This is a genomic window from Streptomyces griseoloalbus, assembly GCA_014650015.1.
Classification (GTDB): Bacteria; Actinomycetota; Actinomycetes; order Streptomycetales; family Streptomycetaceae; genus Streptomyces; species Streptomyces griseoloalbus.
In genome coordinates this window covers 132,284-146,645 of the sequence record BMUD01000013.1, presented here as the reverse complement: position 1 = coordinate 146,645, position 14,362 = coordinate 132,284, and the positions used below count along the sequence as shown (strand labels likewise).

The window sequence follows — 14,362 nt, the reverse complement described above, 5'->3', positions numbered from 1 at the left end:
GAATCTGGCAGGTGTCGGAGAGTTCGGCAATAGCGCCCCACGGTGTGTGGATAACTCTCAGGCACTGTCCCCCTACGGGCCCGTACGACTCCAGGGGGACGCCAAGACGGCTCTCCGGTCTGACGACCGGAGTGGTACGGGTCACTATCGTCGACGACGTGACTGTGATCGCGACCGAAAGCCTGAGCAAGCGGTTCCCCAGGGTGACCGCCCTTGACCGGCTCTCCGTGGACGTCGGGCCCGGTGTGACCGGACTCGTCGGAGCCAATGGAGCCGGCAAGTCCACACTGATCAAGATCCTGCTGGGTCTGTCCCCCGCCACCGAGGGCCGCGCCGAAGTGCTCGGCCTCGACGTCGCCACCAAGGGCGCCGCCATCCGCGAACGGGTCGGCTACATGCCGGAGCACGACTGCCTGCCACCGGACGTCTCGGCCACCGAGTTCGTCGTCCACATGGCGCGCATGTCCGGCCTGCCGCCCACCGCCGCGCGCGAGCGCACCGCGGACACGCTGCGCCACGTCGGCCTGTACGAGGAGCGCTACCGCCCCATCGGCGGCTACTCGACCGGCATGAAGCAGCGCGTGAAACTCGCGCAGGCCCTGGTGCACGACCCGCAGCTGGTCTTCCTGGACGAGCCGACCAACGGCCTCGACCCGGTCGGCCGTGACGAGATGCTCGGTCTGATCCGCCGGATCCACACCGACTTCGGCATCTCTGTCCTGGTCACCTCGCACCTGCTGGGCGAACTGGAACGCACCTGCGACCACGTCGTCGTCGTCGACGGCGGCAAGCTGCTGCGCTCCAGCTCCACCACGGACTTCACCCAGACCACCACGACCCTCGCCATCGAGGTCACCGACACCGACGAGCACCCCGACGGCACCCGCTCGGTGCGCGACGCGCTCCACGCGCGCGGGGTGAGCACCGAGGACGGCAGCGGACTGCCGGGCGCCGGACACGTCCTGCTGCTCACCGCGCAGGGCGAGGAGACCTACGACCTGGTCCGGGACGTCATCGCGGACCTCGGCCTCGGCCTGGTGCGCATGGAGCAGCGACGGCACCACATCTCCGAGGTCTTCAAGAACGGCGACGAGAACGGCGACATGAACAACGACGGACACAACGGCGGGCAGCGCAAGGAGGCGGTCGGCCATGACAGCTGAGCAGTCCCTGCGGACACCGGCCACCGCATCGGGTGACACCCGTATCCACAACATCGGCTACCGCTCCTACGACGGCCCCCGCCTCGGCCGCTCCTACGCCAGGCTGTCGCTGTACTCGCAGTCCCTGCGCGGCTCCTACGGCCTCGGCCGCTCGGTGAAGTCCAAGGTGCTGCCGATGCTGCTGTTCGTGGTGATGTGCGTGCCCGCCGCCATCATGGTGGCCGTGGCCGTCACCGCGAAGGCCAAGGACCTGCCCGTCGACTACACGCGCTACGCGATCATCATGCAGGCCGTCATCAGCCTGTACGTCGCCTCGCAGGCACCGCAGTCCGTCTCGCGCGACCTGCGCTTCAAGACCGTACCGCTGTACTTCTCGCGGCCCATCGAGACCGCCGACTACGTACGCGCCAAGTTCGCCGCGCTGGCCTCGGCCCTGTTCATCCTCACCGCAGCTCCCCTGCTGGTGCTGTACATCGGCGCGCTGCTGGCCAAGCTCGACTTCACCGACCAGACCAAGGGATTCGCACAGGGACTCGTCTCCGTGGCACTGCTCTCGCTGCTCTTCGCCGGCATCGGCCTGGTCGTCGCGTCGGTCACCCCGCGCCGCGGCTTCGGCATCGCGGCCGTGATCGCCGTCCTGACCATCTCCTACGGCGCGGTCTCCACGCTCCAGGCGATCGCGGACGCCCAGAGCAGCGGCGACTCCATCGCCTGGATCGGCCTGTTCTCCCCGATCACCCTCATCGACGGCGTGCAGTCCGCCTTCCTGGGCGCGAGTTCCGTGTTCCCCGGCGGAATCGGCCCGAGCAACGGTGAGGGCGTGGTCTACGTCCTCTTCAGCCTCGGTCTGATCGCCGCCTGCTACGGCCTCCTGGTGCGCCGCTACAAGAAGGTGGGACTGTGACCACGCTCCACATCGACCACGTCTCCCGCTGGTTCGGCAACGTGGTCGCCGTCAACGACATCACCATGACCGTCGGCCCCGGTGTCACCGGCCTGCTCGGGCCCAACGGCGCCGGGAAGTCCACCCTCATCAACATGATGGGCGGCTTCCTCGCCCCCTCCACCGGCACCGTTACCCTCGACGGGCAGCCGGTCTGGCGCAACGAGGCCATTTACCGGCACATCGGCATCGTCCCCGAGCGCGAGGCGATGTACGACTTCCTCACCGGCCGCGAGTTCGTCCTCGCCAACGCCGAACTGCACGGCCTGGGTGCCAAGGCCGCCCAGCAGGCGCTGGCCACGGTCGACATGGAGTACGCGCAGGACCGCAGGATCGCCACGTACTCCAAGGGCATGCGGCAGCGCGTGAAGATGGCGTCCGCGCTGGTCCACCAGCCGTCACTGCTCCTGCTGGACGAGCCGTTCAACGGCATGGACCCGCGCCAGCGCATGCAGCTGATGGACCTGCTGCGGCGCATGGGCGACGAGGGCCGCACCGTGCTGTTCTCCTCCCACATCCTCGAAGAGGTCGAGCAGCTCGCCTGGCACATCGAGGTCGTCGTCGCCGGCCGGCACGCGGCCAGCGGTGACTTCCGCAGGATCCGCCGCCTGATGACGGACCGCCCGCACCGCTACCTGGTGCGCTCCAGCGACGACCGCGCCCTCGCCGCCGCGCTCATCGCGGACCCGTCGACGTCCGGCATCGAGGTCGACCACGCCGAGGGCGCGCTGCGCATCCAGGCCGTCGACTTCGGCCGCTTCACGGCCCTGCTGCCGAAGGTCGCGCGCGACCACGGCATCCGGCTGCTCACGGTCTCGCCGTCCGACGAGTCCCTCGAGTCCGTCTTCTCGTATCTCGTCGCGGCGTAGGAGGCCCTGATGTACGACCCCACAGTCGCCCAGCTCACCTACCGGGCCCTGCTCGGCCGCCGCCGGGCCCTCATCCTGGGCGCGCTGCCCCTGCTGCTGATCGCGATCTCCCTGGCGGTGCGCGCCCTCGCGGGCGCCGACGACCAGACCGCGGCCGACGTCCTCGGCGGGCTCGCGCTCGCCACGATGGTGCCGATCATCGGTGTCATCGCGGGCACCGGCGCGATCGGACCCGAGATCGACGACGGGTCCGTGGTGTATCTGCTGTCCAAGCCGATCAAGCGGCCCACGATCATCTACACCAAGCTGATCGTCGCCATCGCCGTCACCATGGTCTTCTCGGCGGTACCCACCCTGATCGCGGGCTTCATCCTGAACGGCAACGGCCAGCAGGTCGCCGTCGCCTACACCGTGGCCGCGCTGGTCGCCTCCATCGCGTACGCGGCGCTCTTCCTGCTGCTCGGCACGGTCTCCCGGCACGCGGTGGTGTTCGGACTGGTCTACGCGCTGGTCTGGGAGGCGCTGTTCGGGTCCCTGGTGCCCGGCGCGCGCACGCTGAGCATCCAGCAGTGGTCGCTGGCCGTGGCCCAGAAGGTCTCCGGCGGCGACCTGGTCACCTCGGACGTCGGCCTGACGACCGCGACGGTCCTGCTGGCGGCGGTCACCGTCCTGGCCACCTGGTACGCCGGCCAGAAGCTGCGCTCGCTGACGCTCGCCGGGGAGGAGTGAGACGTACGGACTCCTGACGGGGGCTTGACCCCGTCAGGGCGCACTGGGCAAACGGGACGGACCTTTTATTCACTGGCGTCCAGCCAGCCCGGTGGGCAGAGTGGTTGTGTCCGCGTCGCCGGGAAGGTCCGGCGTTCACATACCGGGAGAGGAGCGGGACGATGTCCATGCACGGCAGTACGTCCAGCTCCCTTCGGGGCAGCCCGCGGCGGACTCCGGAGTAATCCCTACTGCTCCGTGGAGTCCGCCCCGCACGGGGAGCTGCCCGGGGCGGCCGCTTCGAGCACGCGCACTCGTGTCGCGTGGGCCGCCCTTCCCTGCTTCCGCCTCTTCGGAGGCGGTGCTGTGGGTGTGGTGCGGGTCGGGTGCGGGTCGCGCGGGCCCGGCGCTGTGCGGGGTGCCCTCCGACTCGGCTTCGATCGAGCGGGAGGCGCCCCCCACCGCGCACCCGTGCCGTCCGGAGGGGGTACCACCAGGGCGTTCAGGCTCTGGGGGAGGCACGACTCGCCCGCGGTCACGCGAGCAGTCGCTCCAGCACCACCGCGATCCCGTCCTCCTCGTTGGAGGACGTCACCTCGTCGGCCACCGCCCGCAGTTCCCGGTGGGCGTTGGCCATGGCCACGCCGTACGCGGCCCAGGCGAACATCGGGAGATCGTTCGGCATGTCGCCGAAGGCGATCGTCTCCGCGGCCTTCAGGCCCAGCCGCCGCGCCGCCAGCGACAGCCCCGTCGCCTTGGACAGGCCCAGGGGGAGCAGCTCGACGATGCCCTCACCCGCCATGGTGACCGTGACGAAACCGCCCGCCGTGCGGGTGGCCGCCTCGGCGAGCTCGTCGGAGGTCAGGGTCGGGTGCTGGATGTACAGCTTGTTCAGGGGTGCCGTCCACAGGTCCGACGCGTCCGTGAACGGTGTCGAGGGCAGCGCGCCCACGACCTCGTAGCCGGGACCGACCATCACCTCGCCGTCCAGCCCGTCGCGGCTCGCCGCCAGGTGCAGCGGACCGACCTCCGCCTCGATCTTGGCCAGCGCCACCCCGGCCAGCTGCCGGTCCAGCGTCACCGAGGTGAGCAGGCGGTGCGCTCCGGCGTCGTACACCTGGGCGCCCTGGCCGCAGACGGCGAGACCGCGGTAACCGAGGTCGTCGAGTAGGGGGCGGGTCCAAGGCACCGCGCGGCCGGTGACGACGATGTGCGCGGCGCCCGCCGCGGTGGCCGCGGCGAGCGCGTCACGGGTGCGCGCGGAGACCGAGTGGTCGCCCCGCAGCAGCGTTCCGTCGAGGTCGGTGGCGATGAGCCGGTAGGGGAAGGCCGCGCTCACGTGGCGACCGGTTCCAGGATCTCCCGGCCGCCCAGGTACGGACGCAGCACCTCGGGCACGCGCACCGAGCCGTCGGCCTGCTGGTGGTTCTCCAGGATCGCGACGATCGTGCGCGGTACGGCACACAGGGTGCCGTTGAGCGTGGCCAGCGGGCGCACCTGCTTGCCGTCACGGACGCGGATCTGCAGTCGCCGGGACTGGAACTCGGTGCAGTCCGAGGTCGAGGTCAGCTCCCGGTACTTGCCCTGGGTCGGGATCCACGCCTCGCAGTCGTACTTGCGCGCGGCGGAGGAGCCCAGGTCACCCGAGGCGACGTCGATCACACGGAACGGCAGCTCCAGCGACGTCAGCCACTGCTTCTCCCACTCCAGCAGCCGCTGGTGCTCCGCCTGCGAGTCCTCCGGATCGACGTACGAGAACATCTCGACCTTGTCGAACTGGTGCACGCGGAAGATGCCGCGGGTGTCCTTGCCGTGCGAGCCGGCCTCGCGGCGGAAGCAGGGCGAGAAGCCCGCGTACCGCAGCGGCAGCCGGTCGGCGTCGATGATCTCGTCCATGTGGTACGCGGCCAGCGCCACCTCGGACGTGCCGACCAGGTAGAGGTCGTCCTTGTCCAGGTGGTAGACGTCCTGGGAGGCCTGGCCGAGGAAGCCGGTGCCCGCCATCGACTGGGGGCGCACCAGTGCCGGGGTCAGCATCGGCGTGAAGCCGGCGGCGGTGGCCTGCGCCATCGCGGCGTTCACCAGGGCGAGCTCGAGCAGTGCGCCGACGCCGGTCAGGAAGTAGAAGCGCGAACCGGAGACCTTGGCGCCGCGCTCGACGTCGATGGCGCCGAGACGCTGGCCGAGCTCCAGGTGGTCCCTCGGCTCGAAGCCCTCGGCGCCGAAGTCGCGGATGCTGCCGTGCGTCTCCAGCGTGACGAAGTCCTCCTCGCCGCCGACGGGCACGTCGGGGTGGATGAGGTTGCCGAGCCGGAGCAGCAGCTCCTGGGTCTCGGTGGCGGCGGCGTCACGGTCGGCGTCGGCCGCCTTGACGTCGGCGGCGAGCCGGCCGGCCTTCTTGAGCAGCTGGGCCTTCTCGTCGCCGGCCGCCTTGGGGATGAGCTTGCCGAGTGCCTTCTGCTCGGCGCGCAGCTCGTCGAAGCGGACGCCGGACGACCTGCGCCGTTCGTCGGCAGACAGGAGGGCGTCGACGAGGGCGACGTCCTCTCCACGGGCGCGCTGCGAAGCGCGCACTCGGTCGGGGTCCTCACGAAGCAGGCGAAGGTCAATCACGCGGTCAAGGCTACCGGTGCGGGATGACGGCCCACGACTCACTATTGCGAGGGTCGGCTCACGTTCCGTTATGCGTGTATTGCGTCTCGTGTTCCGTGAGGTCAATAGATGAGACGCTGCCCCTTGAACGAGTCAGTTCGCGGGCGGCCGGTTGACTCGAATCCCTTGTGCGGTACGGGACTTGGGATTCGGTTGTCCACAGGTATCCACACGCTGGGGAAAGTTATCCACAGGCTGTGGGGAAAATCTGTGGACACCGGAATTGATCACTCCGAAACGCGCGTCCGGGGCCGAGGAATCCCAGCGCAAACCCCCCTCCATCCCTACTTTTGAGTGGAAAGAGCTCACCCCAAAGGGTTGACCAAAGGAAAAGGGTGGACGAAGGGTGAGGTGCGCGATGATGAACGCGATCATGGCCGCTAGGGTGATTTGTCGACCGAATGAGGCTTCGGTGTCGACTTGTCCCCAGGTCGAGAAGCGGACCTGTGGATAACTCCTGTGGACAACGAAAATCAGCAGGTAGGACCGGCCGGTCCGGGCGCCCCCGCTTCCGTCAGAAGCGGCCGTCCTGGCACCGCGCGACCCAGTCCGCCGCCCCCACGAACTCCTCGTCCGAGGTTCCGGGGAACAGTGGCCGCACCTCCCCCGGACGCACATCCGCACGCGGGTACGAGCCCAGGAAACGCACCTGGAGGCAGATCCGCTTCAGCCCCATGAGCGCCTCGGCCATCCGGCGGTCCGAGATGTGCCCCTCGGCGTCGATGCAGAAGCAGTAGTTGCCGATACCGGCCCCCGTCGGGCGGGACTGGAGCAGCATCAGGTTGATGCCCCGTGTGGCGAACTCGCCCAGCAGGTCGCGCAGGCCGCCGGGGTGGTCGTCGCGCTGCCACAGCACGACGGAGGTCTTGTCGGCGCCGGTGGGCGCCGCGGGCCGGGCGGGACGGCCCACCAGCACGAACCGGGTCTGGGCGTTCTCCGCGTCGTGGATCCCGGTCTCCAGGGCCTCCAGCCCGTACCGGGCCGCCGCGAACTCACCGGCGAAGGCGGCGTCGTACCGCCCCTCCTGGACCAGTCGCGCGCCGTCCGCGTTCGAGGCGGCCGACTCCCAGAGGGCGTCCGGGAGATGGGTCTTCAGCCAGTTGCGCACCTGCGGCTGGGCGGCCGGGTGGGCGGTGACCGTCTTGATGTCCGACAGCTTGGTGCCCGGGCGTACGAGCAGCGCGAAGGTGATGGACAGCAGCACCTCGCGGTAGATCATCAGCGGGGTGCCGGCGACCAGTTCGTCGAGGGTGGTGGTGATGCCGCCCTCGACCGAGTTCTCGATGGGGACGAACGCGGCCTCGGCCTCGCCGACGCGCACCGCGTCGAGCGCGGACTGCACGGACACGTACGGGATCAGCTCACGGGTGGCCGCCTCGGGAAGCGTGCGCAAGGCGACTTCGGTGAAGGTGCCCTCTGGGCCGAGATACGCATAGCTCGCTGGCATGACCTCACCCTAATGGGCTCACGCCGGCGGAAGCCTCCTCGCCGGCTCGCAGGGGTGACTTGCTGCAGTTCTCATCCCTCCAGCAGACGCTGTCCCACATACTCTCCCTCTGCCGCGCCGCCCGGGACCGCGAACAGTCCGCTCGCCTCGTGGCGGACGAACGGGGTCAGGGCGTCACCCCGGTCCAGCTTGCGCTGCACCGGCACGAAGCCGCGCAGGGGGTCGGCCTGCCAGCAGATGAACAGCAGACCCGCGTCCGGCACCCCGTCCCTGTCGATGCCGTCGTGGTACGAGAACGGCCGCCGGAGCATTGCCGCGCCGCCGTTCTGGTCGGGCCGGGTGATCCTTGCGTGGGCGTTGATGGGGACGACGAGGTTGCCCCGCGAGTCCGTCTTCTCCAGGTCCATCTCGGACGTCTCGGTGCCCCCGGACAGCGGCGCCCCGTCGGACTTGCGGCGCCCGATGACGTTCTCCTGCTCCTTGACCGGCAGCTTCTCCCAGTCGTCCAGCAGCATGCGGATACGGCGTACGACGACGTAGGAACCGTTCGCCATCCAGGCGGGCTCGCCCTTCTCGGGTACGAAGATCCGCCGGTCGAAGTCGGCGTCGGCGGGCTTGGGATTGCGGGTGCCGTCGACCTGGCCCATGAGATTGCGGGCCGTCATGGGGTGGGCGGTGGCACCCGGTGAGCGGTTGAAGCCGTTCATCTGCCAGCGCACCCTGGCCGCCGAGCCCGCGTTCCGCTGAACGGCCCGCAGGGCGTGGAAGGCCACGAGGGCGTCGTCGGCGCCGATCTGCACCCACAGGTCACCGTTGCTGCGGCCCTTGTCGAGGTGGTCGGAGGAGAAGTCGGGCAGCGGGTCCAGGGCGACCGGGCGCTGCTTAACCAGACCGGTGCGCCCGAAGAAACTGTGACCGAAGCCGAAGGTGAGGGTCAGTGAGGAGGGGCCGGCGTCGCGGGCCACGCCGGTGTCGCCCTGTGCGCTCGGCTCACCCGCCATCAGCCGACGGGCCGTGTCCGACCAACGGCGCAGGAGCGCGGCAGCCTCCTTGCGGCCGGCGCCGGGTGCGAGGTCGAAGGCGATGAGATGGCCGCGGGCCTGGAGCGGCTGGGTGATGCCGGGCTGATGTTTCACGTGAAACTCCACCCGGCCCTCGCCCACCGACGTCAGCGGAGTGGCTTGGGCGGGCGCCGACGCATACCCCACCGCCCCTCCAGCCGCCCCGAGGACGAGCCCGGTGGCACCGGCCGTGCCGAGCAGCCGGCGTCGGGAGATGCCTTCCCCGGTGGCCGGGCCGGCGGGCCCCTCCAGGGGAGCTGCTGGGGTACGGGCCGGGGAAATGGACTGGTCAGCCATGATGGTTCAGCCGATCTTCGCGTTCTTCGAGACGGTCACCTGGTCGATGTCGGAGGTCCGCACGGTCACCTCGACCTCCCAGTCGCCCGCCATGGGGATCTGTACTCCGCTCGCCGACCAGTGTCCGGTGGTGACGTGGTCGGGGACGACGGCCAGCGGCCCGATGTCCTTGGCGGAGAGGGTGAAGGCGACCTTCACCTCGGGAATGTCGACGGGTCGGCCGTCCGGGCCTTCCACATAGACGTGCAGGTCGTTGTCACCCACGCGTGCGGGGTCGAGGTCGATCGTGGCGACGCCCTTGCCGTTCTCGCCGCCGGTGTCGAACGGCATGTGCAAGGTCACCGCGCCGGTGCCCTGGCCGGTGGAGGCGGATGCCGAGGACGAGGAGGAGGCCGCCTTGGCCTCCTGCTCCGTACGTCCCGGCTCGGTCTGCGTCAGCACGGTGGTGACGGCCAGCAGGACGACGGCGATGCCCGCCTCGGCGAGAACGGAGCGGCGCAGGCCGAACCGGTCGGGGTCGGCGTCGCGCAGTCGCTTCTGCCGGGCGGTCTCCATCGCAGCCCGCTGCCGGGCGAGCTGAACGGCTCGCGCGGAGTCAGCGCCGACGGCCTCCCCGGCCCCGGTCGCTCCGGCCCCGGCCTTGCCGGCCGTCTCGGCCCGGCCGCCCGCGTCGGTCACGTCCTGGCCCGCGTCGGACTTCTGCGCGGACACGGCCTTCGCGGGCGCCGTCTCCTGTGCCTGCTCATGCCGCGTATCCGTCGGCGCAGCCGCCTGAGCGAGCCGGGACGTCCACCGTCGCGAGACGGAGGCGATGGCGACCAGCACCACCACGAGCCCGATCTTGACGAGCAGCAGCTGCCCGTACCGGGTGTCGGTGAACGCCGACCAGGAGCCGAGCTGCCGCCAGCTCTGGTAGACCCCGGTGACCACCAGCGTCACCACACTGCCGAAGGCGAGCCGCGAGAACCGCTGGACGGCGTCCCGGTCGACCGGGGTGTCGGCGGGCGCCCGGTAGAGCGCGACGAGCAGGGCGGTGAGCCCGCCGAGCCAGGCGGCGGCGGCCAGCAGATGCACCACGTCGATGGGCATGGCGATACCCGGCTGGAGCCCCTGGGAGGCGTGCTCGGACATCGCCCAGCTCGCGGCGAGCCCGGCCGCCACGACCGTCCCGCCGATCGCGAGCCCGAAGGTCAGGTCCCGCTTCTCCTCGTCCTCCCGGTTCTCGTACGCCCCGAACAGCACCGCGATGAACAACGCCGCCGCCGCGAGCAGCAGCAGCCGGGACACCAGCGCCGCCCCCGGCTTGGTCTGGAGCACCTCCCCGAGCAGCGACAGATCGAAGACGTCGCCGATCTTCCCGGAGCGGGTGTACGAGCCGCGCAGGAGCAGCAGCGCGAGCGTCGCCCCGGTGAGCGCCAGCCACCCGGAGACCACCAGCCGCTGCACCGGCCGTACTCCGGCGCCGCGCCCCCAGCAGGCGAGCACGAAGGCGGCTCCGCCGGCCATGACGACGAAACCGGCGTACGACGTATACCGTCCGAGGCCGTACAGCCAGCCGACCAGGCCGGCGTCGGACGCCTGCGCGGAGACCGAGACGGACGTCTCGGAGGGTGCACCGATGGAGAAGGTGAAGGCACCGGCGACGGGATGGCTGTCCGCCGACACCACCTGGTAGGCCACGGTGTACGTGCCGTCGGGCAGCCCGCTGAGCAGCCGCACGGTGTACGTCGTGCCGCTCGGGTTGGCCGGGTCGCCCTTGTCCACCCGCTTGCCTTGGGGATCGAGCACCCGCACGGCGTCGTCGCTGACCGCGATCTGTTCGGAGAAGGTGAGCGAGACCTGGGCGGGTGCCCTGTCGACCACCGCCCCCTGCCCGGGATCGCTGCCGGTCAGCGCGGCGTGCGCGGAGACGGGAGCGGCCCCGGCGAGGAGTGCGCCGGTGACGGCCAGGAACAGCAGCACCAGGGTCCGCACGCGGGGGGCGATGGTCTGGGTCACAGGGGTGTCTCCCTCAGTGTCCGGTCTTCGGGGTGTAGGTGGCCGACTTCACCGGAATCTCGACCGTGACGGGGTCGGAGTGGGCGAAGCGCAGCTCGACGGAGACCGTCTGGCCCTGCTTGGGCTTCCGCTTCAGCTGCTCGAACATCAGATGGTTGCCGCCGCTCTCCAGCACCAGGCTGCCGTGGGCCGGGATGTCGAGGGCCTCGACCTCCTGCATGGCCCCGTCGACGGTCTCGTGTACCGAGACCTGGCCGGCGACGTCACTGCTGACCGAGGTGAGCCGGTCCGCGGCATCGCCCTCGTTGGTGATGGTGAGGAAGCCGGCGGCCATGTCCGACACCGGCTGCGGTATGTACGCGGAGCCGACGGACAGCTCCGCCTCGCCGCCGCCGGAGCCCGAACCGTCCGAGCCGCCGCACCCGGCCAGGGTCAGTGCCCCGGCGGCGATCACGGCCGCGGCTGCCAGGCCCCTCACGGGTTCTCGCCCTTGATGAGCTTGGGCAGGTCCTTGGTGTAGTCGTCGACGGTCGCGTCCTCGCCGTAGAGGACGTAACCGCCGTCGGTCTTCGGGGAGAAGGCGATGACCTGGGTGCCGTGGTCGGAGACGGTCTTGCCGGCGTCGTCCTTGCGCGGCGGGTCGATCGAGATGCCGAGGGTGCGGGCACCGGCCTGGATGGTGGCGAAGTCGCCGGTCAGGCCGACGACCTGGGAGTCGATGCCCTTGAGCCACTTGCCCAGCGCGGCGGCGGTGTCCCGCTCGGGGTCGGTGGTGACGAACACGATCCGCAGCTCGTCCTGCTGGTCCTGGGGCAGCTGCTTCTTGGCGACGGCGATGTTGTTCATCGTCAGCGGGCAGACGTCGGGGCAGTGCGTGTAGCCGAAGTAGACCAGCGTGGGCCGGCCCGCGGTCTCCTTGCGGACGTCGTACTTCTTGCCGTTCGTGTCGGTGAGGACGAGGTCGGGCTTCTCGAAGGGCTTGTCGAGAACGGTGGCCGCCTTCTGGGCGCCGGCCTCCTCGGACACCACGGAGACGGGCTCGCCGCTGTCACCGTCGCCGCCGCCGCAGGCGGAGAGGGTCAGGGAGGCGACGGCGAGCAGGGCCGCCGCCGCGAAGGTTTTCTTGCGCATGAATGATCCTGAAGTTGAGTGCTCCGGCGCGCACCGGAAGGTTTTGGGGCCGTGTGCGGTCCGGTGCGCGCCGTGGAGAAGGGGGTGGGCTCAGACGGTGCTGCGGCGACGTCCGGCGAGTACGCCGTAGGCGACGCCCGCGGCGCCGACCACGATGCCGACGACGCCCAGCACGCGGGCGGTGGTGTCCGTACCGCCGGAGTCGCCCTCGTCGGACGCGGCGGAGGTCTCGGTGGAGGCGTCCTCGGCCGAGGCGGCGTCGTCGGTGGCCTTGCCGTCCTCGGAGGCACCGTGGGAGTGACCGTCCTCGGCGGCCTCGGACAGGGTGAGCACGGGGGCCGGGTTGTCGGGTTCCTCCTGGCCCTCCTGCGGCACCTCGATCCAGCGGACGACCTCCTTGTTGGAGTACGTCTGCAGGGCCTTGAAGACGAGTTCGTCGGCGTCCTCGGGCAGGGAGCCGACGGACACCGGGAACTTCTGGAAGAAGCCGGGCTCGATGCCGTCGCCCTTGGCCGTCCAGGTGACCTTGGAGACGGCCTCGTTGATCTTCTCGCCGTGCATCTCGAGGGGCTTGTCCAGCGTGGACTTGCTGACCTTGATGTCCCAGCCCTCGACCGGCTGCGGCATCACGGACGCCAGCGGGTGGTCCGTCGGGAACGTGACCTCGACCTTGGTGGTCGAGGCGTTGTCCCGCTCATTGGGGACCTTGAAGCCGACGACCGCGTAACCGCCCTTCGCGGCCTCACCCTCCGGCTGCACGGTGACGTGCGCGAAACAGGGGGTGGACACGGCGAGGACGGCGACACCGGCGACGGCACCGGCGGCGGCGATACGGGAAGCCTTCATGGCAGAAGCACTCCGCTTCGATTGAGGTTTCACTGACGGTGAGGAACACGCCGCGCGCGCGGCCGGGCGGCTCTCCTCGGAGGAACGAGCCCGGGCGCACACGGACATCGGACGCACGCGCGTGCCACCCGCCGACGACGCTCCCCGCACCCGGAAGACCCGGAAGACCCGGAAGGGAAGACCCGGAAGGACCGGGAGGACCGAGAAGACCGAGAACCGGAGATCCGGAAAACCCGGAGGACCGGGCCGCGGCGGAGTGGTCGTCGCCTCGTGTCAGGCGGCGAGGGCGAGTGCGGTGCCGACGGCCGGCGGGCCGCGGCGGATCACCGTGTGCTGGAGTGCGGTGGTGGGCGGCGCGGGCGGTGCGAGCAGCGCGGTGCGCGCCATGCGCGGGGTGTCTTCCGGGGCTCCCGGGAGTCCTGCCCGCAGGGCGCGCACCAGGGCGAGCGCCGCGCGGAGGGACCGTACGAGGGCGCCCTCGGTGACACCCTGCGCCGACAGTTCGCTCAGCCGCAGCAGGGCCAGGTCGCCGCGGCGCAGCAGCCATCCCGTGGCCGTCGCCGCGAGGATGTGGCCGAGCAGCATCGGCAGCGAGGGCAGCAGGGACGCCGGGGAACCCGCGGCGGTCGACACGGCGTCCGCCGCGTGGACGTCCGCCCCGCCGGGGTGGATCCGCGCCTCGATGAGGACGCGCCGGGCCTGAACGGGGCTGATCCCCGCAGCGGTGGTCCCGCACAGCAGCCGAGCGGCCTGCTCGACCAACGAGGCGTCGGAGAGCGCGGACGACGAACCCGCGGGGGGTGCGCCGTGCTGCCCCAGACCGAACAGCGTGTGCAGCGCCGTCTGGCCGAACGCCAGCAGCGCCGCGATCAACGGCAGCGACCGCACGCGTCCGGCGAGCGGCGCGGCGACCACGACCGCCCCGAGGAATCCCGCGCCGAGCGTCCACAGTGGGACGGCGTCGCAGGAGGCGAGGGTGTGACCTGCCCCGGCCAGCACGACACAGACCGCGGCGAACACCGCGGCCCGCAGGATCCGGACCCCTCGTCCGGTGCGCATCGTGCGCGGGTGGGGGGCAGTCATGGCGGGCTCATCATCGCACCAGTCCGCCAACCGCCGTACGGCAGGTCCGCAAGATGAGGTACGACCGGAAGGTCACATCTGCCACAGGACGTCCCACATACACCGGTCAAACCCACGACACACCCGCCATATGGGCGGCGTCACGTCAACGTCACGCTTACCGG

13 protein-coding genes are annotated in these 14,362 nt (G+C 70.6%); 4 read left to right on the top strand and 9 right to left on the bottom strand.

Annotated features, from left to right (window positions below; genetic code table 11):
- Positions 1-119: 119 nt before the first annotated feature.
- The 4 genes from IE178_RS20825 to IE178_RS20810 are packed head-to-tail and all read left to right on the top strand — an operon-like array spanning position 120 to position 3,704.
- Entirely contained in the window at positions 120-1,163 is a 1,044-nt protein-coding gene (locus tag IE178_RS20825) for an ABC transporter ATP-binding protein (protein ID WP_193513392.1), read from the top strand.
- Positions 1,153-2,067, top strand: coding sequence for an ABC transporter permease (locus tag IE178_RS20820; protein ID WP_193513349.1), 915 nt, complete (start codon positions 1,153-1,155; stop codon positions 2,065-2,067). The genes IE178_RS20825 and IE178_RS20820 overlap by 11 nt, the downstream gene beginning before the upstream one ends.
- Positions 2,064-2,975 (top strand): ABC transporter ATP-binding protein, encoded by a 912-nt coding sequence (locus tag IE178_RS20815; RefSeq protein ID WP_184764376.1) that lies wholly within the window; start codon positions 2,064-2,066, stop codon positions 2,973-2,975. The genes IE178_RS20820 and IE178_RS20815 overlap by 4 nt, the downstream gene beginning before the upstream one ends.
- A 9-nt stretch (positions 2,976-2,984) precedes the next feature.
- The gene (locus IE178_RS20810) at positions 2,985-3,704 is read left to right on the top strand and encodes an ABC transporter permease subunit (protein WP_193513348.1); all 720 of its coding nucleotides are present in this window, start codon (positions 2,985-2,987) and stop codon (positions 3,702-3,704) included.
- A gap of 514 nt (positions 3,705-4,218) precedes the next feature.
- On the opposite strand, the gene IE178_RS20805 is transcribed toward IE178_RS20810, so the two are convergent.
- The 9 genes from IE178_RS20805 to IE178_RS20765 all read right to left on the bottom strand — a co-directional run bounded on the left by IE178_RS20805 (position 4,219) and on the right by IE178_RS20765 (position 14,198).
- Positions 4,219-5,022 carry an HAD family hydrolase gene (locus IE178_RS20805; protein ID WP_193513347.1) on the bottom strand — a complete coding sequence of 268 codons (804 nt, stop codon included), beginning with the start codon at positions 5,020-5,022 and terminating at the stop codon, positions 4,219-4,221.
- Complete coding sequence (gene serS / locus IE178_RS20800; RefSeq protein ID WP_184764379.1) at positions 5,019-6,296, bottom strand: serine--tRNA ligase; 1,278 nt, start codon at positions 6,294-6,296, stop codon at positions 5,019-5,021. The genes IE178_RS20805 and serS overlap by 4 nt, the downstream gene beginning before the upstream one ends.
- Before the next feature lie 553 nt (positions 6,297-6,849).
- Positions 6,850-7,782: a prephenate dehydratase gene (pheA, locus tag IE178_RS20795; protein WP_193513346.1), complete on the bottom strand. Its 933-nt coding sequence runs from the start codon at positions 7,780-7,782 to the stop codon at positions 6,850-6,852.
- 71 nt (positions 7,783-7,853) lie between these two features.
- Complete coding sequence (gene efeB / locus IE178_RS20790) at positions 7,854-9,140, bottom strand: iron uptake transporter deferrochelatase/peroxidase subunit (protein ID WP_193513345.1); 1,287 nt, start codon at positions 9,138-9,140, stop codon at positions 7,854-7,856.
- A 6-nt stretch (positions 9,141-9,146) separates the two neighbouring features.
- Complete coding sequence (locus IE178_RS20785) at positions 9,147-11,138, bottom strand: copper resistance protein CopC (protein WP_193513344.1); 1,992 nt, start codon at positions 11,136-11,138, stop codon at positions 9,147-9,149.
- A gap of 13 nt (positions 11,139-11,151) precedes the next feature.
- Entirely contained in the window at positions 11,152-11,616 is a 465-nt protein-coding gene (locus IE178_RS20780; protein ID WP_184764383.1) for a copper chaperone PCu(A)C, read from the bottom strand.
- Entirely contained in the window at positions 11,613-12,269 is a 657-nt protein-coding gene (locus tag IE178_RS20775) for an SCO family protein (RefSeq protein WP_184764384.1), read from the bottom strand. Before IE178_RS20775 ends, IE178_RS20780 begins: the two co-directional genes overlap by 4 nt.
- A gap of 90 nt (positions 12,270-12,359) precedes the next feature.
- Positions 12,360-13,115 carry a YcnI family copper-binding membrane protein gene (locus tag IE178_RS20770; RefSeq protein WP_193513343.1) on the bottom strand — a complete coding sequence of 252 codons (756 nt, stop codon included), beginning with the start codon at positions 13,113-13,115 and terminating at the stop codon, positions 12,360-12,362.
- 273 nt (positions 13,116-13,388) lie between these two features.
- Positions 13,389-14,198, bottom strand: coding sequence for a hypothetical protein (locus IE178_RS20765; protein ID WP_184764386.1), 810 nt, complete (start codon positions 14,196-14,198; stop codon positions 13,389-13,391).
- Positions 14,199-14,362: the final 164 nt, after the last annotated feature.

Excerpts from the sequence above, each read along its gene's own strand:
- IE178_RS20810 (WP_193513348.1), top strand. The coding sequence starts at position 2,985 with ATGTACGACCCCACAGTCGCCCAGCTCACCTACCGGGCCCTGCTCGGC.
- IE178_RS20770 (WP_193513343.1), bottom strand. The coding sequence starts at position 13,115 with ATGAAGGCTTCCCGTATCGCCGCCGCCGGTGCCGTCGCCGGTGTCGCC.
- efeB (WP_193513345.1), bottom strand. The coding sequence starts at position 9,140 with ATGGCTGACCAGTCCATTTCCCCGGCCCGTACCCCAGCAGCTCCCCTG.
- IE178_RS20775 (WP_184764384.1), bottom strand. The coding sequence starts at position 12,269 with ATGCGCAAGAAAACCTTCGCGGCGGCGGCCCTGCTCGCCGTCGCCTCC.
- pheA (WP_193513346.1), bottom strand. The coding sequence starts at position 7,782 with ATGCCAGCGAGCTATGCGTATCTCGGCCCAGAGGGCACCTTCACCGAA.
- IE178_RS20820 (WP_193513349.1), top strand. The coding sequence starts at position 1,153 with ATGACAGCTGAGCAGTCCCTGCGGACACCGGCCACCGCATCGGGTGAC.
- IE178_RS20765 (WP_184764386.1), bottom strand. The coding sequence starts at position 14,198 with ATGACTGCCCCCCACCCGCGCACGATGCGCACCGGACGAGGGGTCCGG.